General features: G+C 39.1%; 23 protein-coding genes and 1 riboswitch. Of the genes, 3 read left to right on the top strand and 20 right to left on the bottom strand.

Going from position 1 to position 26,036, the window contains the following annotated elements; all coding sequences use genetic code 11:
* Positions 1-20: 20 nt before the first annotated feature.
* From LQ216_RS00930 to LQ216_RS00905, 6 genes are all read right to left on the bottom strand, one after another.
* Complete coding sequence (locus tag LQ216_RS00930; protein ID WP_230126253.1) at positions 21-482, bottom strand: GNAT family N-acetyltransferase; 462 nt, start codon at positions 480-482, stop codon at positions 21-23.
* 47 nt (positions 483-529) lie between these two features.
* Positions 530-1,768, bottom strand: a complete 1,239-nt coding sequence (locus LQ216_RS00925; RefSeq protein WP_230126252.1) for an MFS transporter — start codon at positions 1,766-1,768, stop codon at positions 530-532.
* Entirely contained in the window at positions 1,769-2,818 is a 1,050-nt protein-coding gene (locus tag LQ216_RS00920) for a metalloregulator ArsR/SmtB family transcription factor (protein ID WP_230126251.1), read from the bottom strand. It lies immediately after the preceding gene.
* Positions 2,819-3,816: 998 nt separating this feature from the next.
* Positions 3,817-5,178 (bottom strand): PFL family protein, encoded by a 1,362-nt coding sequence (locus LQ216_RS00915; RefSeq protein WP_230126250.1) that lies wholly within the window; start codon positions 5,176-5,178, stop codon positions 3,817-3,819.
* Between the two features lie 15 nt (positions 5,179-5,193).
* Complete coding sequence (locus LQ216_RS00910; protein WP_230126249.1) at positions 5,194-5,463, bottom strand: ACT domain-containing protein; 270 nt, start codon at positions 5,461-5,463, stop codon at positions 5,194-5,196.
* A 95-nt stretch (positions 5,464-5,558) separates the two neighbouring features.
* Positions 5,559-5,635, bottom strand: a riboswitch (glycine riboswitch).
* A 178-nt stretch (positions 5,636-5,813) separates the two neighbouring features.
* Positions 5,814-6,443, bottom strand: a complete 630-nt coding sequence (locus LQ216_RS00905) for a hypothetical protein (RefSeq protein ID WP_230126248.1) — start codon at positions 6,441-6,443, stop codon at positions 5,814-5,816.
* A gap of 441 nt (positions 6,444-6,884) precedes the next feature.
* On the opposite strand from LQ216_RS00905, the gene LQ216_RS00900 reads away from it, so the two are divergent.
* A complete protein-coding gene (locus LQ216_RS00900; protein ID WP_230126247.1) occupies positions 6,885-6,980 on the top strand; it encodes a YjcZ family sporulation protein in 96 nt (31 codons plus the stop codon).
* Between the two features lie 116 nt (positions 6,981-7,096).
* On the opposite strand, the gene LQ216_RS00895 is transcribed toward LQ216_RS00900, so the two are convergent.
* From LQ216_RS00895 to LQ216_RS00875, 5 genes are all read right to left on the bottom strand, one after another.
* On the bottom strand, positions 7,097-7,927 hold the full coding sequence (locus LQ216_RS00895) for an STAS domain-containing protein (RefSeq protein ID WP_230126246.1): 831 nt from the start codon (positions 7,925-7,927) through the stop codon (positions 7,097-7,099).
* Positions 7,928-8,330: 403 nt separating this feature from the next.
* A complete protein-coding gene (locus LQ216_RS00890; RefSeq protein ID WP_230126245.1) occupies positions 8,331-8,948 on the bottom strand; it encodes a CoA pyrophosphatase in 618 nt (205 codons plus the stop codon).
* Between the two features lie 178 nt (positions 8,949-9,126).
* Complete coding sequence (locus LQ216_RS00885) at positions 9,127-10,149, bottom strand: NADH:flavin oxidoreductase/NADH oxidase (protein ID WP_230126244.1); 1,023 nt, start codon at positions 10,147-10,149, stop codon at positions 9,127-9,129.
* A gap of 347 nt (positions 10,150-10,496) precedes the next feature.
* Positions 10,497-11,120, bottom strand: coding sequence for an FMN-dependent NADH-azoreductase (locus LQ216_RS00880; RefSeq protein WP_230126243.1), 624 nt, complete (start codon positions 11,118-11,120; stop codon positions 10,497-10,499).
* Between the two features lie 176 nt (positions 11,121-11,296).
* The gene (locus LQ216_RS00875) at positions 11,297-14,317 is read right to left on the bottom strand and encodes a PAS domain S-box protein (RefSeq protein WP_230126242.1); all 3,021 of its coding nucleotides are present in this window, start codon (positions 14,315-14,317) and stop codon (positions 11,297-11,299) included.
* Positions 14,318-14,546: 229 nt separating this feature from the next.
* Between LQ216_RS00875 and LQ216_RS00870 the strand changes: the two genes are divergently transcribed.
* The gene (locus LQ216_RS00870) at positions 14,547-14,996 is read left to right on the top strand and encodes a YndM family protein (protein ID WP_230126241.1); all 450 of its coding nucleotides are present in this window, start codon (positions 14,547-14,549) and stop codon (positions 14,994-14,996) included.
* Positions 14,997-15,243: 247 nt separating this feature from the next.
* On the opposite strand, the gene LQ216_RS00865 is transcribed toward LQ216_RS00870, so the two are convergent.
* From LQ216_RS00865 to LQ216_RS00855, 3 genes are all read right to left on the bottom strand, one after another.
* Positions 15,244-16,278 (bottom strand): serine hydrolase, encoded by a 1,035-nt coding sequence (locus LQ216_RS00865; protein ID WP_230126431.1) that lies wholly within the window; start codon positions 16,276-16,278, stop codon positions 15,244-15,246.
* A 193-nt stretch (positions 16,279-16,471) separates the two neighbouring features.
* Positions 16,472-17,452 (bottom strand): D-glycerate dehydrogenase, encoded by a 981-nt coding sequence (locus LQ216_RS00860; RefSeq protein WP_230126240.1) that lies wholly within the window; start codon positions 17,450-17,452, stop codon positions 16,472-16,474.
* A 210-nt stretch (positions 17,453-17,662) separates the two neighbouring features.
* Positions 17,663-18,793 carry a glycerate kinase gene (locus tag LQ216_RS00855; RefSeq protein WP_230126239.1) on the bottom strand — a complete coding sequence of 377 codons (1,131 nt, stop codon included), beginning with the start codon at positions 18,791-18,793 and terminating at the stop codon, positions 17,663-17,665.
* Between the two features lie 293 nt (positions 18,794-19,086).
* Here LQ216_RS00855 and LQ216_RS00850 point away from each other — a divergent pair, with 293 nt between their 5' ends.
* Positions 19,087-19,236 carry a hypothetical protein gene (locus LQ216_RS00850; RefSeq protein WP_174234278.1) on the top strand — a complete coding sequence of 50 codons (150 nt, stop codon included), beginning with the start codon at positions 19,087-19,089 and terminating at the stop codon, positions 19,234-19,236.
* 46 nt (positions 19,237-19,282) lie between these two features.
* Here LQ216_RS00850 and LQ216_RS00845 read toward each other — a convergent pair whose 3' ends face one another.
* From LQ216_RS00845 to LQ216_RS00820, 6 genes are all read right to left on the bottom strand, one after another.
* Positions 19,283-20,209, bottom strand: a complete 927-nt coding sequence (locus tag LQ216_RS00845) for an EamA family transporter (protein ID WP_230126238.1) — start codon at positions 20,207-20,209, stop codon at positions 19,283-19,285.
* 858 nt (positions 20,210-21,067) lie between these two features.
* Positions 21,068-22,393, bottom strand: a complete 1,326-nt coding sequence (locus LQ216_RS00840; protein ID WP_230126237.1) for an alpha-glucosidase/alpha-galactosidase — start codon at positions 22,391-22,393, stop codon at positions 21,068-21,070.
* Between the two features lie 172 nt (positions 22,394-22,565).
* Complete coding sequence (locus LQ216_RS00835; protein WP_290369210.1) at positions 22,566-22,730, bottom strand: sigma factor-like helix-turn-helix DNA-binding protein; 165 nt, start codon at positions 22,728-22,730, stop codon at positions 22,566-22,568.
* A gap of 87 nt (positions 22,731-22,817) precedes the next feature.
* Entirely contained in the window at positions 22,818-23,648 is an 831-nt protein-coding gene (locus LQ216_RS00830) for a carbohydrate ABC transporter permease (protein WP_230126235.1), read from the bottom strand.
* Positions 23,648-24,487 carry a sugar ABC transporter permease gene (locus LQ216_RS00825; RefSeq protein WP_230126430.1) on the bottom strand — a complete coding sequence of 280 codons (840 nt, stop codon included), beginning with the start codon at positions 24,485-24,487 and terminating at the stop codon, positions 23,648-23,650. Before LQ216_RS00825 ends, LQ216_RS00830 begins: the two co-directional genes overlap by 1 nt.
* A gap of 172 nt (positions 24,488-24,659) precedes the next feature.
* Positions 24,660-25,928 carry an ABC transporter substrate-binding protein gene (locus tag LQ216_RS00820; RefSeq protein WP_230126234.1) on the bottom strand — a complete coding sequence of 423 codons (1,269 nt, stop codon included), beginning with the start codon at positions 25,926-25,928 and terminating at the stop codon, positions 24,660-24,662.
* Between the last annotated feature and the right edge of the window lie 108 nt (positions 25,929-26,036).

Genomic DNA, 26,036 nt, shown 5'->3' with positions numbered 1-26,036 from the left:
GTCACCATACAAACCTTTGTTTATAAATTTTTATAGACAAACTCTCTATTTTTGGTATAGCCGTGTTTTTCATAGAAACCTTTTGCACTATCATTATGAAACCAATAGTCTAATTCTACTAAATCGATTTCTTTGTTTCTGGCGATTTCATAAATGTGATCCATTAATTTTGTGCCATACCCTTTTTTCCTTTCCGTTTCTACTAAACTAATCTGATGGACAAAAACCGACTTATATGGTTTTCGAAAGGCGTTTTCCGGATAGTTCCTAATCTCTATCCATGCATATCCAATGGCTTGTTGATTATCTTCTAAAAGCAGAAAAATAAGAGCTTCATTGTTTATCAGGTTTTTAAAGGTGTCCTTGATTGCTTCAAAATTATATTCCTTAAATGTGTGAGGATACCATTTTGCGTGCAAATCTTGAACCGGTTTATTTAATTTAGCAATCAATTCATGGTCTGTGGTCTGGCTAATATTCATGGAGATCCTCTCATTTCGGTAACTAGATTTTATTAACTGTGATGTTATCACACTTTTTTGGCATTTGCGTTACGCTCAACAGAAATAACGTTTGATTTAGCTATAAATGCCGACATAAACATAAGTCCGATTCCTGACACTAAGCAAATGATTATGCCAACGGAGAAGAATAACGTCGGTATGCTAAAGACGGTCGCACAAAAAGTGCCGTAAAGAATGCCCAGTGGTGTAACAATTTTCGTCAATAGAAAACGAACAGAAAACACTTGTCCCAACAAAGACTCCGGAACTAAACGCTGATATAATGTCGTGCTATAAACATTCCAAAAGGGCATCGTGATACCTGCCATTGTCTCTATGAACAAAGCAATTCCTATGTTCTTTGTGAATCCAAGAGAAATGTATGTCAAACCTCCAGCAAATAATGCGGCAACCATCGTATGATATAAATGTTTTTTGGGTTCTTTCAGTTTTCCTACAATATATGTACCAATGATATAACCAAATGGAAAAGCAGCGGAAAACAGACCGAATTCAAAAGAAGAACCACCTAAAATTTCTTTTACATATGGGATGTACATGGCCTGTGTCGCAAAAACACCAAAGCTCGTCGTTGCGATAAATAATCCGAGATATAAAAGAATGGGATGCTGCTTGTATATTTGGAACCCTTTTTTAAATTGTGAGGACCACGTTTGTTTTTTCACTGCGTTAATTGCTGGTTCATTTATATACCTAATCATCAGGATCGACATGAAGAATAAACCGACAACCATCATCAATGAAGCTCGCTGTCCCCATGTAGAGATCATAATGCCCGCGATTGGCAATGCGAGTAATCTGATCAGTTGAACAAGCCCCGAAATCCTTGCATTCACTTTTACTAACTTATCTTTGTCTACTATTTTTGGAATTAATGCATTTGCTGCAGAATCATAGACAACGATAGAAGTTAAAAATGATGCTGCATACAAGATTTCTACCCTTGTCTCGCCGAGAAAAATTAATAGTAAAACAATAGAATAAGAAAAAAAGCGGAACATCTCAGAAAACTGCATCATCGTTGTTCTTTTCCAGCGATCAATAACGGGGCCAGCCAGAAATTGAACGATCATCTGGCCGAAAATATTTACTAACCAAAGCCCGCCCATTGCCATTTTGGAACCGGTAAGATCATAGACCATCCAAGATAGAATGAATGTTCCAGTTGTGCTTGCGAATGTAGAAATCAACTGATTTAGTAACAATAAATGACTATCATTATCCATCACTTTCTTCGAATTCACTTAGTCCTCCCTCCGCTCCAAGTATTCAATTAATTCTTGTTCATGTTTAAGTATTGATTCCATTTTTATTGAATAAACCGAGCCCTTCACACCGACGATATGGGCGGTCCGTAAAATCGTTAAGTGATGATGAACGGTAGTCTTTCCGATGTCCAATAGTTCAGTAAGCTCTTTTAAAGATCTTTCTTTTTGCGACAAATATCTCATGATTGTTAATCTCTTTTCGTCGCCCAATGCCTTAAAAAGCTGTACTAAGTCTGGCGGAGGCTGATTTATATCAACATGTTCGATTAAGCTTTCGTTGCTTACTGGATAATAAAAAATCTTTGTGCCTTCTAAGTTAGCCTCGATCGTCCATGGGCGGTAGCTGATATGAGGTACCAAAATAACTTTGGCGATATTGGATTCGGGTTTGTATTCAATCCCTGTTGCAAGTTGAACTAATTCTTGGTTGCTAATGGTAGCCCTTTTATTTATTTTTTTTTCGTAATCACGCTTTAATATCTCTTCCGTTTCTTGCTTTTCCTCTAGCAAAATCTCGTTATACCAGCCTGTCATTAAATGGACAAGATGCTTCTTTAATATGGCTGGTTCGATTTCAGAGATAAAGTGAATCATTTGCGGGAAGTATTGATGTCCTTTTGAAGCTAGAATCATTTCTTCTGCTGCACGCTTGTCCCCTTTTGAAGCTAACATACGGTTTTGCTGCTGAGATTCATCTAAAAAGGGGAGGACAAGGTAGATTAACGTTTGGTCTTCAAGACCGTTGATATAGTCCACAAAGCTATGTGTGTTTTCAAAGTCTTGGACATGAAGCAATTGAAGCAGCATCTTCCATGTATTATGCTCCTGGCAATATTGTAAGTCTGCCTCCAGTTTTTCTGAGACGCTATTTCTAAGAGCATCAAGACTTTGTTTAGGCTTTTCCAATTTTTCGTGAAGCTTTGGGTAAGTAATCATGGCAATCCCTAAGGCGCATTCGAATAATATTGAATGTTTTATTTCAAGGTCATATGAGTTAGGTGTGTAAGACGTATTGAGTAGATTCAAAGTGAGACTGTCCTCCTGTTTATTAATAGATTATTTATTATTAGTTTAAACCTTTCGGAATTTAAGTTCAATATTTTTAGAACTTATTGTACTGCATTTATCGAATGAACTTGTTTAAGGTTAATAAATAAAATAAAAGAGACTACTTAGATAAGTAATCTCTTTCGGTGTTCCGTTCTATAGTCACCATAATGATTCTTCGTTATCGCTCAACTTGATAATGAAAGGGAAAATAATAATAAAAACAAGACTTATATTCCCTAAAAGGAATATTCTCTGTGTATCAGAAGAGATATATTGTTTCTTTTCACAGCGGGGACATTCTTTCCCATTTTTTGAAAATCCGAGTGACCAAATTTCTTTGGCTTTTCATTTATAGTTACAATTATTACAGTGTGCCATAAAATCTCTCCTTTCCTTAATACTGATACGTTCGTAATAAGAGACAAGTTTCAATAATTGTTAGACAACAACTTATTATTTCACTTCTATATTGCTGTTGTGGTTAATAATCATTATGATTTTACAATTAGCAACCAGGCTTTTCCGTAATATGAGTGAAAGCAAATCTATCCTTAATACTTCCAGTTTATATTCATCCACGTTATTTCGATTTCTGCTCGATTATCTGAATTTGTGCTCGATTATTCCAATTTGTGCTCGATTATCAGGATTTGTGCTCGATTATGCAGATTTCTGCTCGATTATCCGAATTTCTGCTCGATGAGATGTTTAACATAAGAGCCTGTTACGAAGGAACAACGTAAAAATGAACTTAAATCGTTTTGATATTATCCTCTCTATTTAAAAATATTCTATTAAATTTGAAAAAGCCCTTTAATTTTAAAATAGGTCTACTTAACCGGCCGCTTTTCTTCTTATCCTAAAAAACGCCTTAATACTCAGTTCGGTTTATTCTTTTTTTCAAAGCATTAGCCTGTAAACAAAAACAGACCTACCTCAATAGGTAAGTCTGTTCGTCAAAGCAAATTCTGTTATTAATTTATCAACGCCTGAAGAGGAGCAGGAATCCTCCCGCCGCGTCGGATCATTTTTTCCGAGCTATACGGATTTACACCCATTACCGGCGCACGTCCAAGCAAGCCTCCAAACTCAACCATCTCTCCTTCTTCCTTCCCCGGCACAGGAATAACACGGACAGCTGTGGTCTTCTTGTTAATCATCCCGATCGCTGCTTCATCGGCAATAAGGGCTGACAGCGTCGCTGGTGTAACGTCTCCTGTCAGTGCAATCATGTCAAGTCCGACTGAGCAGACGCACGTCATAGCTTCTAGTTTAGGCAAGGTCAGGGAATTATCCATAATGCCACGAATCATTCCATTGTCTTCACTGACAGGGATAAACGCACCGCTTAATCCGCCCACATATGAACTTGCCATCGCTCCACCTTTTTTCACGGCATCATTCATAAGAGCAAGAGCGGCAATCGTGCCATGTGTTCCAACCCGTTCGAGCCCGATTTCCTCGAGGATTTCAGCAACACTGTCATTCATTGCATTCGTCGGGGCCAGTGATAAGTCCATAATTCCGAATGGAACATCAAGGCGCTCTGCTACAATCCGTCCAATTAATTCACCTGCACGAGTGATTTTAAAAGCCGTTTTTTTAATAACATCTGACACTTCCCCAAGATCAGCCTCGGGATGGCGCTTAAGGGCGCTTAAGACAACACCTGGCCCGCTTACTCCGACATTCAGGACAACCTCTCCTTCACCGGCTCCATGAAAAGCACCCGCCATAAAGGGATTGTCTTCTACAGGATTACAAAAGACAACAAGCTTGGCGCACGCCATTCCATTTTGGTCTTTTGTCCTTTCAGCCGCTTCTTTGATGATCAAGCCCATTTGGCGGACAGCATCCATATTAATACCGCTTCTTGTCGTAGCGACAGAAACGGATGCACATACTCTTTCCGTAACACTCAACGCTTCCGGTAAAGCGTCAAGCAAGGTCTGCTCTCCTTTGGTGATTCCTTTATGTACGAGAGCGGAATATCCGCCGATAAAATCGATGCCAAGGTCAATGGCTGCTCTATCCAACGTTTTAGCCAGTTCGATTGCCTGCTCTTTCGTTGCATTCCCGAGTATGTCAGCGACAGGTGTAATCGAAATCCGTTTATTTATGATTGGAATGCCGTATTCTTTTTCAACATCTTCCGCGACTTCCTTTAACCGGCCGGCATAGCTTACGATTTTGTCATATACCTTCGTATTCAGTTTTTCGAAATCTGAATCAGCGCAGTCATGCAGGCTAATCCCCATGGTTACCGTGCGGATGTCCAAGTTCTCCATCTGGATCATCCGTATCGTTTCCATCATTTCATCAAGTGCGATTGTCATGTTTCATCCTCCTGTTCAGACGCGATGCATCGCCTGAAAAATTTCTTCAAGCTGGATGTTTATTTTTAAAGAGAGTTCTTCCCCTGTATTTCCTAACCTTTCTTGCAAGTTATCTAGATTTTCAACCTCTGTTACATCGACAATCATCATCATGGTAAAAAAGTCTTGTAAAATTGTCTGGCTGATATCCAATATATTGATTTCGTTATCTGATAAAACAGTGGTCACCTTAGCGATAATTCCCACTTGATCTTTGCCGACAACACTCACGACTGCTCGTCTCATCAATCCATCTCCTCATATGTTTTTGGAAAATAAAAAAAAGATTGGAATAGCTCCAATCTCGAAAGGAAATAGAATAACCTATAATATGCTCCATAAGTTACTCTTCTGTCCTTTTGCCTGAGATTGTGAATCCTTCGGCGCCGCATTCCGCGGTCTCTCCAGAAGCTGCTCCCGTTATAGTGTTACCCATAACGTTCATCGCTTGCTATAAGAAAATAATAAAACGATTATAACAATCCAAAGAAGTACGGTCAACTAAAAGAGGTCTTGATGAATAGTTAATATATATAGAGAACCTGTCATCTTTTGTGGATTGCTATCTGATTTGCTTAAATTTCACTGCAATTTTGCTATTTCTTTTTAGGAAAAATTAAATAGGAAAAAGTAATGATTGCGTCGATGATGAGAACAAGGGTCCATATCCCGGTTGCCTTTCCCACAGCAGGATCCATAAAAAGACCTTTCTCCGTTATATTTTTGATTGTATTATTCAAATCTCCTAATATAACAATATCTACATAATCTTGAAGGTCTAATAAAAAAGCTAGTGTAATAAGAACCACTCCGTAAACTCCGACATGGATAGCTAAGCCTTTTAGCTCATTTATAAAAAATGGCATACCGTATATTTTTTCAGCTTGTTCTTCTGCCTCTGGCTCTTCTCCCTTCCATTTCCTTACGTTTCTCTTGATAAACCGATCCAATCTTTTAAAGTCTTTTTTGCCAAACGTAAGTGCATAAATAAGAAACACGATAATGATCATTTGAAATGTATCAAATTTACCTGTGTGAGTGTAATCTAAAATACCGATGAATAAAAGCCATAAATCGCTAAGCAACCAAATGTAGATAAAATACTTACTTAACTTATCTAGGCCAAAAAGATATCTCAACAATACAAAGCCCGTTATACTTCCCCAAAAGACGATTTCACCGATAATAAAAAATGTCCATTTATATTGCAGAATTAACTCGATCATGATTATTTCCCTTCTTTCGAGCATTGTATCTAGCAGAAAATATTTCAACTTATGCATACTTTTGTATAGTATCCTTTTCCTAACATCGCCATCTATATGTTTGAGAAGATGGTTGGATTTCATAATCACATTACAGAAGTAACCTCACAAATCTCGCTAGAGACAGGGTCAACATTTTATCAAACTAATAAATAATTATATTCAATCTGTCAGTCACAATGACGGTGCCACCACCAAACTGTACAGAATTCACTGTAAGGAATGTATGGGTAACTTCGACCCGGCCGCCGTCAGAACCTGTGATCATTCCTAGTCTGACAACTATGATTTTGGGCTCTGAAGGTTAATGTTTTTTTATACTATCTGGAGAATTCAACCTATACAAGTCCTTCTAATAATCATACACTACATTACCCCTGTTTCAAGGAGGTGTATTGCTGCATGGGCGAAGGCGGGATTGACTCCGGTTTTTTATTGATTATTGTTTTATTCATTTTACTAATTATTATTGGAATCATTTGTTTCGCAACCTTTTGAAACTTTTTATAAATGATGGAGAAGCGTCTTTCCTCATAGGCGCTTTTGTTTTGGATTTACCACAAAATTAAGCCTTCATAATAAAACAGCCAGCTAAGGTGCTGACTGTTTGTTCGTTACATCTTATTAATTGTCGCGATAGCCTGTTTTAAGCTGCTCATGATTTGAATCTTTTTAAAGTCAATGCCAAGGTTCACGACGGCTTGGGCGATTTCAGGTCGCAGCCCTGTGAAAGTTGGTCTCACTCCAAGCAAGGTAAGAGCATTGGCGACCCGGAATAATTCAAATGCTACCATTGTATCAATCATGGGCACACCCGATAAGTCAATGATTAACTCCGTATTTCCGAGCGCTGCGCATCTTTCTAATGAAGTTTCTATTAAGATGGTTACCCGGTCTGTATCTAATTCACCGATCAATGGTAGGATGGCGATTTCATCCGATAAAGCTACAACCGGAGTAGAAACCTCCATAAATGCTTTCCTGGCTATTCCTAGTGTTTTTTTGTGGTACTCCACAAAAGAAACACTGAAAATGTAGGCGGTCTGGTCCATGATCGTATCAATGATATTGTTAATCTTCAAAATCGATTCAATGGTTGTGTTTTCTCTGTCTATCTTTTCTTGAAGGAATTCCCAAATGATACTGCGATATACTTTATTGGTGTTTAGCAATTCATCGATCGCCACACCATACTGAACGGCTCCTCTCCCCGTTTGCGCTGCCCAGTCTGTCACATCACTCCAAACATCATCTGTATGGAAATAAATTAATGCACTTCCAATATAGCCGATTAATTTCGCCCGCCAATGAACAATAGCCTCGTCCTCTAAGTTGCTTTCCTGAAGGAAATTATTATACTTTTCACTCAAGCGAACACTAATTTTCTGCGATAACTCCAACTGTTGCTCTACAATTTGCTTGCCTAAAGTTTGTGCAGACTGCAACTATATTCCTCCCCCATATACCTTTTTAGGTAATACAACCATTTAGGACAACCCATCACAATACCCGCTTTAATTGCACACGAATAATTGTACAATTCCCAAAAAAGAGAAAAAGACGATCCTTCTTATTGAAGACCCGCGACCTTCATACGTAACTTGGATTCCTATATTAGAAAAAATATTTAAGGACTGACGGGATCAGACATTGTAAGGTCATCTGTATAACTTCATACAATCTAAGAGGAATAACAGGCTCATATAAAGTCTCTAGCCCTATGTGACATGGTTACCCGTTCCAAAATAAAATATATATCTTGTTTCTGGTTGATAAAAAAACCGGGGCAAGGTTACCGCTTTTTTATAATAGAACTTTCCCGATAATGAAAATGATATATAAAATTCATCAATCCTTCAGAATTTCAATAAAGTGGCTAAGGATTCTTGCCGTTAATCCCCAAATTACCCTGTTCTCATATACATAAAAAAACTCATCCATTTGCCGGGCTTGCCAATTATAATTCTCTCCGCCAACCAATAATTCAAATGGAAAGTTTTCCGCAGGTTCCGCGTTAAATTTGACATGATGTACTTCCGGTTCATTGGTTAAAAAATACGAGAGCGGTACCGTGAAAGTTTCCCCGACTTCCGCAGGATTCGGTTGGATGCTGTCAGGACAGTCAATATATCCTACATACGGATAAACGATCATTCCAAACGGGGAAATCAGATAATCAATAGGAAGCACACCGGTAATATTGTCTCTTTTTATTCCTAATTCTTCGATTGTCTCCCGAATGGCAGCTTCTTTTTCGTCGCTGTCCACTGAATCAATTCTTCCTCCCGGAAAACAGATTTCTCCAGGCTGTCTCCTTAGTTCAAGCGAACGGACTTCAAATAAGACATGAATGCCATTTTCTTTTTGGATGAGCGGCAATAAGACAGCGTACTTTGAAAAGCTTCTGCTTCCCAATATAGTAGGTGTATGGCTTTTTAATTTATGTAAAATATTTGTTAACTCCATGTGTCTCACCTCAAATTTAGGTACAAAGCTTTAATGGATATTATTTAACCAGTAACTCTTCAATGAAAACCTTCCCTAATAAAAAGCCAGCATATAAATGCTAGCTTTTTACCGTATTAATTACATTTTATCATAGTCTTTTTTGGGGAGGTAAAAAAGTATAAACTTTCCCATTTGATTATCTAAGCCCATAGCCTCTCTCATATTGCTTTGGTGTAAGAGGTTCTCCGCCAAGTGCTACCGAAGCTTCATTTGCCCAGAATGGGTTGCGCAACATTCCTCTTCCTACCGCAACAAGGTCTGCTTTTCCTTCGCGAATGGCTTCATCACTCAAATGATAATCTTCCATCCGGCCGACGGCAATTGTCGGGATGTTAACTGATTCTCTAATGGCCTTGGCAAAGTCGAGTTGATAAGCCGGGCCTGCAGACGCCGGGCCTTTCGTTCCTTCCCCGCCGGAAGAAACGTGGAACATGTCAACGCCCGCTTTTTTGTAGCGTTTTGCAAGGTCAATCGAGTAATCCAAATCATAGCCTCCTTCCGCGTATTCTACTGCGGAAATTCTCATGATCAACGGCATTGATTCTGGCATGACGCGACGTGCAGCTTCGATAATTTCAACACCGAAGCGGCTTTTATCTTCACCATAGATATCGTTGCGCTTATTGGTTAAAGGAGATTGGAATTGTTGAATTAAATAACCATGGGCTCCATGGATTTCAAGCGTGTCAACTCCCGCTTGAATCGCCCGTTTAAAAGTTGCTTCGTACTTGCCCACCATCTCCTTGACTTCTTCAGTAGTCAACTCCCGCGGTTTTTTGTATTGATCGGAGAATTGAATGGCAGACGAAGATACTGGTACTTCAGCATCTTCCGCTTTCCGGCCGGCATGGGCAATTTGAATGCCAACCTTCGCTCCATAGCTTTGGCATGATTGAATAATTCTTTTGAAAGCCGGAATATGATCGTCTGACCAGAGCCCAAGATCATTGTCAGTAATTCTGCCATCAGGCTCTACATCTGTCATCTCGATAATGATTAAACCGGTACCTCCGACAGCCCGGCTCGTATAATGTGTATAGTGCCAATCATTTGGTATCCCATCCTTCGCCTCAACCGAATACTGACACATTGGAGGCATAACAATTCGGTTTTTTAATTGCAGTCCTTTGATTTCAAATGAATCTAATAATGTAGGCATTGATAACTTCCTTTCTATTTGTGGTTCCCTGTAATTCACGACTTAGAAAAGGGATATACACATTATTACACCCTTCCCTGTTTATTAGTCAAATGACACGACTTGATAAATCCGCTCCAAATACGGATCCACCCCTAAAATCCAGCTAAATTAATAAAAAACCGATTTCCCTTTTCAAAAGGAAAATCGGTTTTGGTGTTTAGATTTTACTGGGATACTATCATTAATTTCTACTTCCATTTAAGTTGGCAGTTGGGCTGAATAGTGAGTTTTAAATGATTCTTCACTTATTAGTTAACATAATATTATTATTTGATTCAACTTAAAGAATTCTTCTATCCCACACTTTAATTGAGCGCTAATTTTTTCACTCTTTGCTCAGCTTCCTGATAAATATCTTCAGCCTTGCTCGGATCAAGATGCAACCCTTCAATAATGAATGGTGTGAAGTTCTGTATTCCCATGAAGTTCATGATCGTCTTCAAGTACCTTTGGGAATATTCCATTTCTGCGCCAGGGCCTTTCGAATAAATACCGCCCCTAGCTTCTATTAAAAGTACCGGCTTGTCCGGTACGAGTCCGACCGGCCCTTTTTCAGTGTATTCGAAGGTTTTACCTGCAATGCAAATCGTATCTATATAAGCCTTCAGCATGGGAGGATAGCTAAGATTCCAAAATGGTGCTGAAAATATGACTCTGTCAGCTTCCAAAAATTGAGTTGTCAACTTGTCCATATGCTCAGCTTTCTCTTTCTCTATCTCTGAAAGTTCATCATGGGAAGCAAATTTACCCCACGCACTGAAGACATCCACATCGAGGAACGGGATTGCCGCTTTATAAAGATCCAACTTTTCAATTTCATCTTCTGGATGGTGTTTTTGATATTCCTCTAAGAAGGCATTCGCCAATCTTGAAGAAAAAGAATATTCATCTGCCTTTGGATTTGCTTTGACATATAATACTTTTGCCATTTGTTCTCATCCTTTCAGAAAATACTGGAATATCTCACACTTTTATTATATATGAATAATTATCTTAATTATTGAATAAATGTAAATACTTTGTGACATATTTAACATAAAACTTGTAATAATATATCTAATAAATGTATAAAGCCGATCCTAAAAGAATCGACTTTATACTTCGACTATGAAATGATCGGCAACAGAATAGAAATTGTTGTCCCTGCACCTTCCCTGCTATCTATCAATAATTGCCCCTTATGTTCGTTGATGATTTTTTTGCTGATCATTAGTCCGAGTCCCGTTCCTTTTTCCTTGGTACTGTAAAAGGGTTCTCCTATACGCTTGATTCTTTCCTTAGGAATCCCGCAGCCGGTATCTGTGAAATCAATATGAACAAACCCATTTATTTCTCTTGCAGTAATGGATATCTCTCCACCATCATCCATCGATTCAATCGCATTTTTTAAGATATTCAGGAATACTTGTTTAAGCTGGTTTTCGTCGCATTCAATGAGAGGTAAGTTCGCATCAAGTTCGGCAAAGATGACGACATTTTTTAACACCCCTTGTATCTCTGCGATTTTAACGACTCCATCCACGATTTGTGAGATGTCTTTTTTCCGAAATACCTTTACATGTGGCTTCGCAAGGGATAGGAATTCACTCGTAATGAATTCAATTCGTTTCAATTCGTCTCGCATGACGTGAATGTACTCTTTTTTATCGATCATTTCACTGATAAGCTGGAGAAACCCGTTGAGAGATGTCAATGGATTCCGGATTTCGTGTGCAACCCCCGCAGCAAGCTGGCCGATCACTGCGAGTTGTTCAGCTGTCCGCAATAAATCTTCCGTTTTCTTTCGGTCAGTAATGTCCCTGATTATTGAGGAGACAGCAATAAGATTACCCTTCTTGTCTCGAATCGCACCAACTGTCAAACTTATGTCAAGGGCATGTCCGTCTTTATGGTACCGTATAGTTTCGAAATCACTTATACTGATTCCTTCTTTCATATCCTTAACATACTTATAAAATTCATGCTTTCGTTCGCGCTGAATGATTACAATATCTTTGCCTTTGACTTCTGATTTACTCCATCCCAACATTCTTTCAAATGCCTTGTTTACGCTTAGGATAATCCCGTTTAAATCCATAATAATAATCGAATCAGATGTGTTCTCGATGAATGATTCTAATTGTTCTTTCGTATTTCTCAGTTCTTCGACGATCTTTTTTTCGTGAGTGATATCCTTTGCCATACCAAATACACCGACTACATTTTTGTTTTCAAAAACAGGAATCGATGTCACGGAAACGTAAGATTTCTCACCGGTTTTAGTTATAAGAGAGGATTCATAGCGCTGTGGAACTCCATCAAGCACTTGTCTGAAATAAAAAGTGGTATGGTCGTAATAATCCGCATCGATAATATCCTGATAGGGCCGGTTCATGATTTCCTTTACTTTGTAACCGGTTATATTTTCTACGGCCTTGTTGGCTTCTACTATTACACCGTCCGTATTTTGATAGTAAATCGCATCCGGACTGTTTTTCACAAGCGAATGGTAGCGCCTTTCACTCTCTTTAAGCTTTTGTTCCATGGCTTTGAAGCCGGTGATATCCATCGCTGTCATGATGATTTCTTTAGTCTTCATATTCTTGTAAATTGGTTTAAGGGATGAAAGAAAATAATTGCCAAATAATTGATCCTCGTATAAAACTTCTTCACCGCTCCATGCCCTTTCAAGATACTCCATTTTTCGTGCAAGCTGTTCCGGAGGATAAAACTCTTCAAGCGTGCTGCCCAGTATTTTGCTTTCATCCAAGTCAATGCTACGCAACCCGTCTCCTTTTGCCATTGTAATTTTAAACGTGTTTCCACTTTTTACGAACTTGCAAATGATTGCTTTTTGGAGTTTTAATGTGTTTTCCAGCTCCATTTTAGTAATCATTAACTCATCGTTGATTCTTGCCTTTTCGGTAACGTCCCTGCCGATAAGCAAAACACCTTTTGTATCTTGTAATATGGCTGTCTTAATGTCATAAATTCGCATACTTCCATGATCCCTAATCGTAACCTCTTTTTGGCACGGTTGATTATATTCAAGCGTGTTCTCGGTTAATGTTTTAATTTCATGGAAAAATGACTCATTTTCAGGAAAAACATTCATGATTTCTTCATCGTTTTTACCGGCATGACAATTTTTATCGACCTTCAAAATTTCTTTGAGTGAATCGTTTGTTTCAACCCAATTTCCTTTTCGATCCTTGAAAATTACAATATCCTGTATCGAATTAGCCAGGGTCAGCAGCGATTGTTCAGCAAAGGATTCGATAGCCTTTCTGCCTTTATCCCTTTCCACCGCAAGTCCAATTAAATAGGAGCACATTTCTAACACTTTCTCCTCAAACTCTGTTGGAGAATATGATTTAGAATGATACATGGTAAATGCCCCAATCACCTCATTATCCAATATGATTGGAAAAGACCAGGAGGAGCGGATACCAAGTTCAAGTGCTACATCCTTAAACTCTTCCCAATTTGGATCGGTTGCAACGTCTGAACAAACAAACATCTTTTTCTTAATAATCGCGGGTCCGCATGAACCGAGAGTGGGTGACACCTTAATTCCATTAATACGATTAATAAATGCCTGCGGGAGTGTCGGAGAAGCGGCAACATGCAAATGCTCTTTCGACTCATCCAGGAATAAAACCCCGGTATGGAACTCCTTATGCAGCAGTTCTTCAACGAAGAGCGACAGCTTGTTTAAAACGTAGGGCAATGACGCACCCTTTAAAATCATTTTTGTTATTTTTTTCTTTATGTTCAAGAACGAATCAGTTTTTTTATAAGCCGTAATGTCAAAGAAAGTAAGTATATGGCAATTGTCATGTTGCTTTAGTTTAAGAGAAGAATGTTGAAAAGTTACCCATTTCATTTCGCCGTTTACTTTGATTTGAATTCCTTTTGAGTTACTTTCTGTCTCTTTTTCAGTTCGAATGGTTGCGAGCAAATATTCCTCGTCCGCTTCATTTACAAAAGGAAACCCTTGATAATCCATATTTTTTATAGCAAAGAAGTCAACAGCCTTTTTATTTAGGTAGATAATTTCACCGAATTCATTTATAACAGCTGTTACTGCAGGGATATGCTCTAACAATAACAGGTCCATTTCATCAATAATATTTATGGATCGCATACGCATTAGCCCCTTATTATATTGTCTTTAAGAATTTCGACAAAATTGCTCCATTTCCTTTTATAAACATTTATAAAAATTTTTAAAGCGAGAAATAATGGTAGAAAAAATAATGGGACTGCTAATACTTTAGAAAAGTTTCATATTTCTTTATCAAGATATTTGGGCAATTAAAGTTTATAAATCAATGTTTTGATACAAACTACATAGAAAAACGGAGGTTCTGATCTTGAAATATGTAACCGTATTGTTTATAAAATTTATTACCTGTGTAATTGCTTTCGCGATTGGATTGGATCTATTCTTTGATGCGACAATTGTAGATATTCTTTCCTTTAGTCTTTTTGCCACCATTGTTTCTTATATGGTTGGAGACCGGATCGTATTGCCTCATTTCGGACAGAGAGCAGCGACTGCAATTGATTTTCTTTTAATTTATGTGAGCGTGTGGATCTTCGGCGCTATCCTTCTCGATAACTATTTGCAAATTGCCTGGGGAAGCATTATATCAGCAACCTTGATTACGGCTGTGGAAGTTCTTGTGCATCGTTATTTGCTCAGCAGTTCACCGGAAATTACAGCGAACGAAAGAAAGCAAGGCAGCCTTAACCGTAAACTGGCTTATGGGACAGAATTTGCTGAAGATCAGGACGTGCGGGATAAAGAAAACAACCGCTGAATCATCAGCGGCTGGATTAAGACAGCATCGTTTCTGGTAGAATTCATTTGTCAGCTTAGATCTCGGTGATATATCTGAGATTCCGATGATATATCACCGATTTCGTTGATATTTCTCGACTTTTGGTGATATATCCAGTATCGGTCATATATTTTAGATTTCGATCATATATCTCAGATTTCGAGCAAATATCAAAACTCGATCATATATCTCATAATCCAGTTATAAATCTCAAGTCCAAATATAATTAATCTGTGATCAGACTGTTTTCTATCGCACTCATCATTTCGAAAGGGCCTTCCCCTTTATTTGACGTTACTACGAGAACACTTTCAGAACCAGGGTAGAAAGATGAATTAAAACTAACACCTGGATCATATCCCATCACATGGTACTTGAAAATATCATTGTTTCGTTTCTTGACCCATATGCCGTACCCATAGAACTGCTCATCTTTTACACAAATATGAGGTTTCAAAAGTATTTGTGTATACTCAAAATTTAATAACTTATTGGAAAGTAACCCTTCCCATAGTTTCAGCATATCTGATGCTGTTATGTATGCCCCGCCATCCGCTCCGCCTTTAATCGGAATGCTATAAACATTCGTTCGCCACGTTCCTTCATGTTCATTCTCGATATAGCCATAAGCCGTATTCTTTGGAAGGTTATCCGATGAAAAATAACCGGACTCCTTCATATTGCAAGGTCTGAAAATATTATGTTCAACATAAGCAGTAAAACTTTCGCCCGTTGCCTGTTCGATGATTAACCCTAATAAAATGAACCCTGCATTATTATAATGGAATTTTTTCCCGGGTGAGAATTTCATCTTGTTATCTTGAATCATTGGCAGAAAATCAGATGGATTCTTTAATAAATACATCGGTCTTTCCTTCCATAGTTCTTCAAAATCATCCATTACGTCTTCATCAAAATAGTCTGCAATTCCAGAAGTATGTGTCAATAGATGATGTACCGTTATATCTTCATCAAAATGAGGAAAATCAATCTCTAGACAGTCCTTAATTTTAGTCTCAAAAGAAATCGTTCCTTTTTCAACCAATTGGCAAATGGCTATGGCTGTGAACAGCTTACAACCCGACGCAATGCCGAAACGAGTATAAGTTGTATTCCATATTTCTTCTGCTCTGTTGGAATAGCCATAAGCTGAATTGAAGATTATTTCATTTTTGACTTTTACAGCAACCACACCTGAAAAACCGATTCGAACTGCTGTTTCCTTTATATTTTTATCAACTTGAAGTTCAGGCACTTTGATTCCCCCTCTTTACGACTGAATTGGATAGTAACATATCCATATAAATATGTTAGCATAACTTCCAAATATATGAGAGATATCTCAATTTTTCTAATAATTAAAGGAGTTGATAGATTCTAAAGCTGTAAACAAAAAACCGCTACAATAGTGCTCAGCGGTTGTTTAAATACATTTATTAAAAGAAATAGTATATCTAGTTCTTAACCCCTATATCATTTACCAGGTTTTTAGACTTCCTATTCTGCAAACCAGCAATTAAATTCGTTACGGCAAGGTCCGCCATTTTCAATCTTGTTGCTATACTAGCGCTCCCGATATGCGGAAGAGTAACGACATTCGGCAAGGTCAGAAGAGGATGATCTAAAGAGACAGGCTCATTTTCAAAGACATCTAAACCCGCTCCCCAAATTTTCTTGTTTTTTAAGGCTTCATATAATGCAATTTCATTAACAATCCCGCCCCTTGCCGTATTAATCAGCACAGCCGTCTCCTTCATCAAAGAAAGCTGTTCAGCGTCAATTAAATTTTGAGTCTCCGGACTATACGGAACCATAATACATACAAAATCGGAGACTTTTAACAGGTTTTCAAGCGAGCTATATATTATGCCTAATTCATTCTCTTGTTCATATTTTCTGCTTCGGTTAAAGTAAAGAACGTCCATATCAAAGCCCTTAGCCCTTTTTACCAATGCCTCTCCAATCCTGCCTAATCCGATAATGCCTAAAGTGGCTCCATAAATGTCTTGGCCGGTCAGCTGCATGGGCGACCAAGTTTTCCATTCCCCTTTTCTTAAATAATCGGAAGCCTCTACCAGGCGGCGGGCGGTTGCCATTAAGAGGGCGAAGGTCAGATCAGCTGTCGTCTCGGTTAATACACCTGGAGTATTCGTGACCATGATGCCATGATCTGTCGCGCTTTTTACATCTATATTATTGTAGCCTACAGCCATATTAGCGATAATCTTAAGATTTTTGGCTTTCTTAATCAAAGAATCATCAATCGTTTCGGTTATCAGGCAGAGCAAACCATCCATATCCTTTATTTCTTCTTCCAAGATTTCATACGGTACGGGCGTTTCTTCTTCTTGCCACATTCGGACGTCACAGATCTCAGTGATTTGCTTTACGAACTGTTCAGGAATTTTTCTTGTAATATAAACTTTTGGTTTCATTTGCTTCCTCCACTTTTTATGAAAGACGTTGAATTTCTTAAGACTTCACAACCCTTTTCGCTCAAGAACATATTTTGGACTGCTAGATTTTTGTAATATCTCTTAAATTTAAATAACAGCGCTAAAAAAATAATAATCGCTGATATCTTCAGTACCCATTTATTTTAGGCATCTTATGTTGGACAATTTCAAATAATCAAGTTGATTACTTCATTTAATGCGAAGCAGCCTTGCCACGTTTTCTGCTGTTTTTTCCATATTCAACTTTCCATTTTCAAGTGCAGCCTCCAACGTTGTAATCTCATTCACAATGCTGAAAACAGCATCAATTCCATGATCATACACCGCTTCATAATTGGAACCGATAGATCCCGCAATCGCGATAACCGGAATATCATATTTTTTTGCTCTTTTAGCTACCCCAATAGGAGCTTTGCCATAAATCGTTTGCGAATCAATCTGACCTTCTCCTGTTATGACCAGATCCGCATCGTTTACCAGCTGTTCAAAATTCGTAAAATCTAATACAATATCAATTCCCTTTTTCAATTCTCCGTTTAGAAAAGCTAGCACTCCCGCTCCTAAACCGCCTGCTGCTCCAGCGCCAGGTAGATCTTTTATGGACACGTGTAAGCAGTTCTCTACTACTTCGGCATAGTTGTGTAGATTTTTGTCTAGCATTTTTATCATTTTTTCCGTTGCCCCTTTTTGGGGACCAAAAACGGCAGAAGCTCCCTTTTCACCTACAAGCGGATTCGTGACGTCACAGGCGGCTTCAACTTTTATGTCTTTTAAGCGTACATCCAATTTAGAAATATCTATACGGTATAAATCATTTAGATGATCAGCTTGTGGCGGGATTTCTTCGTCCGCCTTATTGAAAAACTTCACTCCTAAAGCGGCTGCCATACCAACACCGCCATCGTTTGTAGCTGATCCGCCGAGCCCTAAAATAATTTGCTTAACATCGCGATTTAAAGCATCAAAAATTAACTCTCCTGTCCCCCTCGTCGTTGTAAGCAGCGGATTTCTTTGCTCCTTTGGCACCAAATGAAGACCTGAGGCGGCCGCCATTTCAATGAAGGCCGTTTGACCGTCTCCTGAAATTCCATAGAAGCCATCTACTTTATTTCCAAGCGGCCCTGTAACAGACAAGCTCACTAGTCTGCCGTCCGTTCCATCAACAAGGGATTGGACGGTACCCTCACCACCGTCACCAATCGGGATCTTCACATAGTCAGAAGAAGGAAAAATTTTTCGGAAGCCATTCTCGACAGCATGGCACACTTCCATGGACGTCAAGCTTTCTTTAAAAGAATCCGGGGCTATGACGATCTTCATAAACATCCTCCACTCCTGTTGAACAGATAGTTTTTGTCTTTCTATTTCGTTTTTTATTTACCAAATACCATTGCTATATCCATCTTACTCACAGAAAAATGGATTTTCAAGGAAATATCATTTAATGATAACCCACACTATTATTAATACCTTAGCCGTTTTGCTAATCTTCTCATTCAAACACCCTTCATTACTATTTAATTTAAAAATATTATAAATTTTGGAATTATGTTGTTTTATAGTTCAAAAGACTTATAATTAAATTGTATAATTAAAACTAAGGAGAGGGTCCTGTGGAAAAGAAACCGGTTTATTACGACGGCAGTGTTAAGTTTCAATTATCACAGATAAATGAAAGCGTTACCAAACTACCTCAAATTACGAACGAAATTAGAAAATCCATCGGCTGTAATCCGTATCAGGCTAACCCGGTCAAACGGTAACTAGAAAAAAGAACAGTCCCCGTGTTGTAAATGGGGACTGCCTTAATTATTTTGCCTGCAAAGCCGCTTCCTGGTCTCCATTTTTTGAAGCATCTTCTCCCCTGCTTTTCCCCGGCTTCCTCGAAGAAAGATAAACCCCAAGGAAAATAATAAGCAGTCCGATGATTAAATTCGGTGTGATTGCCTCATCAAGCAGGACATAGCCCCAAATCATGGCGGTCGCAGGAATCAGATAGGTAACGGTCGCTGCCAGCTCTGGACTTCCCTTTGTATTAATGTAAAAGTAAATAAGCTGTCCCAGTCCTGACCCAAAGCATCCGAGCCCGATGATAGCCAAAATCGGCAAAGGCTCCAGCAACAAGTCTGTCTTTATCGGCTCCGTTAGCAACATACCGATGAAACCAATAACCGCACCTGTCAGTAAAGTAAATGTTGTAATGACTAATACACCAGTACCGGTTAAGAAACGTTTTGTAAATTGACCGGCAAACCCATAGCAAATCGCGGCTAACAACATCGTTCCAATCCCGATGAAATCCTGCCCGAAAAGCTGTCCGAATTGAAAATCCATTAGCACGAGTATCCCGAAAAATCCGATAAGAATTCCACCCCACTGACGGCCGCTAAGAACATATGAAAATAGAATAAATCCAATAAGTCCCGTCCAAATCGGCGTAGTTGCGTTAATAATGGAAGCGGTCGTGCTGTTGATCACTGTCTCACTGAGGGGAATCAATCCCCAGGCCAAACCGCAGTTGAAAACCCCTACAAGGACTAAGGCTTTCCACGGTAATTTCCAGTTTATCTCCTTTCGCTTCCACCATAAAACAGGAAGCAGGATGATGGCCCCGGCCAAGCAGCGTAGAAAAACGATACCCCATACCCCCGCAGGCTCCAACAGCCACTTCATAAAAACAAACGATAATCCCCAAATCAAACTAAGCCCGACTAAGGCCCCATACAGTCGAATCATGAATTACTCCCCTCTTTCTAGTCCCTATTATGGCAAAGTTTGAAATGGATTGCATGTGAAATCTTGCTTTTTAATTTATCCTTATCGTTCATTATCTTCGAAGTCAGCACACAGATAAATGTGCTATTTTAGCAAAATGCAAATAAACAAAAGTTCGTTAACCTCTTTATGCTAATTTCACAAACGAATTTCTCAGTTTTGGTTTTCACCATAAAATTACCTTCTCAGGAGAACATATACCTAGAATTTCTGTTTGAAACAACAATTTATTGAAGATGAATAAAAAGCCTTTTGATTTTTTTCTAAAAGTCATTGAAGACAAGGCATTGCTTGAAGCCAAATTAAAAATAGGCCGGATGGAAATAAACCTATTTGTCGCTCATTCCAACAGTGAGGATTTCTTCATTCTCTAATGATTGTTCGCCTTTGCTTTGAAGTATGTGAGGTACACGCGGTTTGAAATCATGTAGAGGAATATAGTCTCCGTTCTTTGAATCGTCAGTAAGCCCACGCTTAAACTTTGAAGCGGAGGCTTGCTTTCTATTAAATAAGTATAAATGATTTCCGTCTTTCTATTACTTCACGTTCATTGCCCAGCAAAGACGGAGCTTTCCACTGGCAAGTTCATTATTTTTGCTGTTTCTCCGCCGCATTATTACCATTTTATAGTGTCTTCCTTTTAAACATGGGACAGCATGTATCCATGATGTTTGGTGTACACCTTGTTCATTTTACAAAGATCAATAGACTCTTCTGACAGCAACAGAACATTCCCTCAAAAAGGCTAGTTAAAATAGGCGACAACTTTTTAAGGGCCGCCTAATTTTTTTTTACCTCAGCACTCTATAAAGTTACAAATTAACGTGCTGCAACTTTGCCTTTAAAGCTAAGATTTCGTCCTTTAGTAAATGTCTGCAGGCTGCTTCCGTGGGCATCAATCAGCTCTTTGGTCATGTTCCAGATTTCGTCCAGTGATAATACCGATGCTGTATGAGGATCAAGCATGACCGCCTGGTACACATAATCGATATTACCTGTAAGAGCCGCTTCCACAACAAGCTGTTGTACATTGATGTTTGTCATGTTCATCGCAGCCAGGTGCGGAGGAAGATCTCCGACATGGATCGGTTGAATTCCCTGTTTATTGACTAAGCAAGGTACTTCCACGCATGCATTTTCGGGTAAATTCGTAATTAGATTCGTATTCAACACATTCCCCCATATCTCCCGGTTGACGCCGGTTTCGATGGAATGGATAATGGGCGCGCCGTATTCATGGCTTTTCTGGACCTCGAAAGGCTGGCCGCGTTCTATCATTCTTTTCGTTTCGCTGAAGTGATTCAAATTATCCTCACTTCTTTTTATATATTCGTCGATTGGAATGTCGAATTCTTTGATCAATCTGTCACGCTTAATGAAATATGGAGTATATTCAGACATATGTTCACTTGATTCGGTTATAAAATAATTAAGACGGCGCATCATTTCGAAGCGAACTTTATCTTTCGCGTAGATTTCTTCATCTTCCATCGCCAAAAACAAATCCGGGTAAAGGTCAATTCCATTTCGTTTAAGTTCCAGAAACCAGGCCATATGATTAATCCCGGCAACTTTGTACTCAAGCTCTTGAACTGGGATCTTCAAATACGAAGCTAGTTCCTCCGCCGTATTTTGGACACTGTGGCAAAGGCCGACCGATTTGATAGAAGTCTCTTTTTGAATGGCCAGAATAAGCATGGCCATCGGATTCGTATAGTTTAGCAGCCATGCATCTGGACAAACCTCCTCCATATCCCTGCATATATCCAATAAAACCGGGATCGTTCGCAGTGCTCTAAACACGCCTCCGACTCCAAGCGTATCAGCGATGGTTTGTTTTAAACCATATCTTTTAGGAATCTCGAAGTCTAGTAATGTTGCTTCATGCATGCCGACCTGTATTAGATTTATTACATAATCAGCGTTTTCTAAAGCTGATTTCCTGTCCAGGAAAGCCTTCACATGGGCTAGGTTGCCGTTGCTTTCAATTAATGATTTTGCCATCTTCTCCGATGTTTGCAACCGTTCAGGGTTAATATCGGTTAGTGCAAACGTTGTTTCTTTCAACTCGGGGAAGCTCAAGATATCTGATATGAGTCTTTTTGCGAAAACCACACTGCCCGCTCCAATAATCGTAACTTTCATCGCTTATACCTCCAATGTCTCGTTTAGTTATCCTTACCTGCAACAACTGCAAGCTAATCGTAAGGATCCGTTATTACTCCTACCCCGAAAAAGTCACATAACAAATAGAGAGCGAATTCCCATCCGGGTCTTTAAAACCAAATTCCCGGATCCTGGCATACCTTCTATAAAGTTAATTTGCGTCACCTTTTCCTAATTTCTCTTCACCAGTCACTTCATTCATTTGAGCAAACAACTCCTCTTTTAGCTTCTCCTTTGCCCTGCGCAGCCTGCTTTCGACGGCACTCATTGAAAGATCCAGCAACTGGCTGATTTCTTTTGCCATGTATCCCGAAATATGATGAATGATGTCAACTAGCCGGTGATTCTCATCCAGATGGTTGTACGTTATTCATAATTGTGCACCTATCTTGACAGTTTACCATCAGCCTTTTACAGAACCGGATGATAATCCTTTGACAAAGTGTTTTTGCAAGAGTAAAAACAGGATGACCATTGGCAGCACGGCCATGATCGCTGCAGCGGCAACAAGATTCATCTTGTTTGCATTTTCGCCAAAGAAGCCTGAAAGGGCAACCGTAATGGTCTTTACTTCCTCGGACTGGAGGAAGAAAATCGCGAATTGATAATCATTCCATATATAAACACATGAAATGATTAAGATGGATGCAGTCACTGGCTTTAAAAGCGGGAATACAATCTTGAAAAAGATGCCTAATGTACTTGCCCCATCGATTCGCGCTGCTTCTTCGAGTTCTTTCGGGATGGTGGAACGAATGAAGCCTGCGTATAAAAAGATCGTTAGCGGCAAATAAGCAGCCACGTTATTAAAGATTGCAATTAGACGGGTGTTCATCATCCCAATATCCACCACCAGCTGATAAAGAGGTACCAAAGCAGCTAAAGGTGGAATCACCATGATCGCGATTATTAACATGAACACAAACTTGTTCAGCCTGGTTTGACGTCTTGCAAGCGGATAGGCAGCCATGGACCCTATCAGAATTAACAACAAGGCTGAAAAAAGTGTAATAAAAGAAGTATTGAAAAACGCATTCCCCAGATTGGCCGTTTCCCAGGCTTCCAAAAAATTCTCAAAAGACCACTTCTTCGGAAAAATCCATTTTGAACTAAAATCCCCCCTTTCTTTCAGTGCGGTCGTAATCAAAATATAAAAAGGAATTAAATGAAATAACGCGACCAACAAAGCAAAAATCGTCAGGAGCACCTTTTTACTCTTTTTCATATAATCCATTAAGCTTCAACCTCCTTGCGTTTAAAGTAAATCAACGCTGAAAGACTTAAGATTAAAATGATAAGCGCCATTAAAATCCCCTGGGTCGCGGCATAACCGGCATCTTGTCTATTAAAATACAAGTCATACATGAAAGTGGACATAGATTGTGAGGAATATCCAGGCCCTCCGCCAGTAAGTGCGATAATTACATCAAATAATTTCAAGCCGCCGATGATATTAATGACCATGTTAATAGTTATAGAAGGCATCAATAGTGGCAAGGTGATATTTTTAAATTGTTGAAATGAGGAAGCGCCATCAATTTCAGCAGCTTCATAGTAGTCTTTTGAAATACTTTGCAAACCTGCCAAATAAATGATCATCGCAATTCCGACGAATTGGAATGTATTCACAAAAGTGATGATCCAGGTGTTGATGGAAGGATCGCCTAACGCATTGATCTTTTCCAGACCGAAAAAGATGAGGACATCATTTAATGCACCGCCTTGGAAGGCAAAGAAAAAGTACCATATATACCCCATAATTAAAGGACTTATAATGACTGGCAGATAAACGATCGTCCTCGTAAATGACCTGATTTTAATGTTCTGGTTTAACAATAGAGCATACAAAAGGCCAATCGCATTTTGGAGGATGGTACTTCCGAGTCCGTATAACAAAGTGTTTTTTACAACCAACCATGTATTTGCGTCTTTCAGCATTCGGGTATATTGATCAAGTCCAACATAATCATAGGTCTGAGAAAACCCGTTCCAATTGGTGAAAGAGATCTTTAACCCGTTCACAAAGGGATAAAGGATGAAGAAAGAAACCATGAATAGAGCTGGAAGGTACATCCACCACAGCGAGGATTCTCTTCTCTTTATGCGCTTTGTCTTCTTGGCACTTTGAATGGTATGTTTTTGAGCTTCAACTTGAATCACATCATTAAACCTCCCATGAAAAGGCTACTTTGAGAGGAGGCAGACGACATGGTTCTGCCTCTTCAAAATGTTAAATCCACCATACTTACTTCTGCTCTAATAAGCGCTTATACTCCTCGCCCATTTTTTTCGAAACCTGTTTCGGTGACATGGTTCCTGACAATAATTCCTGTCCGCTCGCTCCCATTGGGTCCCACATACCGCTCGGCAAATAAATACGATCAAAGTAAGGCTCTACCTTAACATCCTTATATTTTTCATAGAAATCAGAATAATAGTTTTCTGCTTCTGTGTTCGTCAAACCTGCAGGTAAAGAGGTTCCTTCGGCGATTTCCTTTACAAGATCCGGGTGAGAGATAAATTCAATGAATTTTTTCGCTTCTTCCTTCATTTTAGAATCCTTCCACACTGCTAGCGTATGACGTTCTCCGCCGATCCAGCTTGGTTCATCCCCTTCATGAATGACCGGCATTGGAATAACCCCTAATTTAACCTTAGGATTTAATTCCTCAACGGAAGGACCAAGCATACCTCCGCCAACAATGAATCCAATCTTATTCTGTGCCATTAAATCGGTTATTTGTTGATTCTGAGCTGTCAATACGTCTTCATTAAGCAAGCCTTTGTCCTGCATTTCAAGCAGCTTCTCAGGAAGATAAGTATAATTGGACCAATCGAACGATCCATCTAACAGTTCCTTTTGAAAATTATTTTTATCATCAGTAATTAACAATGGGGTGGCGAACTGATCGAAGTATTGGCCAAAAGCTCCTTTATCCGATCCAGCAAACCAAAGCGGCGTGACTTTGCCCTTTCCTTTCTTTTTGATCGTTTCCAGTGCAGTCATAAACTCATCGAAAGTTTTTGGCGGCTCAATTCCGTATTCTTCAAGTAAAGTCTCATTGTATGTAAGACCATCTTTCGCCTGATTGAGGGGATATGCGTATAATTTACCGGATTCATCTTTTAGAATCTGATTCAATGCCGGATCAAGATCTTTCACCCAATTCATATCACTTAAATCTTCCACGTATTCTCCGTAGCGATTGATCGCCCATCCGTGTGTATCAAACAAGTCAGGCATATCATTGGCTGCCATTTTTACTCGGAGCATTCCTTCGTATTCGTTAGCAGGTAAATTTTCTTTAATGTCAATATTCGGATTTTCTTGCTCGAATTTCTTTATTACATTCTTAAGTGTTTCCTGATCTTTTTCATTTGTGACCGTTGAAAATAAGGTAAGGGTTACTTTATCTCCGTTGGAGCCACCGCCGGATGTCTCATCGTTTGAACATCCTGACCCGAAAGTCGATACTGCCGCAGCAAGTAGTAGTGCTTTAAATAATCCTCTCATATTTTAGCCTCCTGTTTTTGGACAATATTAAACGACTTTTACATATCAAGCCAAGCGAGAAAAATATCGTTGTTGAGAGTTTTAGGAGGCTACTATATAATGAGTGGT

The organism is Bacillus sp. CECT 9360 (assembly GCF_918741275.1).
Lineage (GTDB): Bacteria > Bacillota > Bacilli > Bacillales > DSM-1321 > Peribacillus.
Note: the sequence above shows the minus strand (reverse complement) of the source record. Positions and strands in the feature narration are given on the sequence as shown.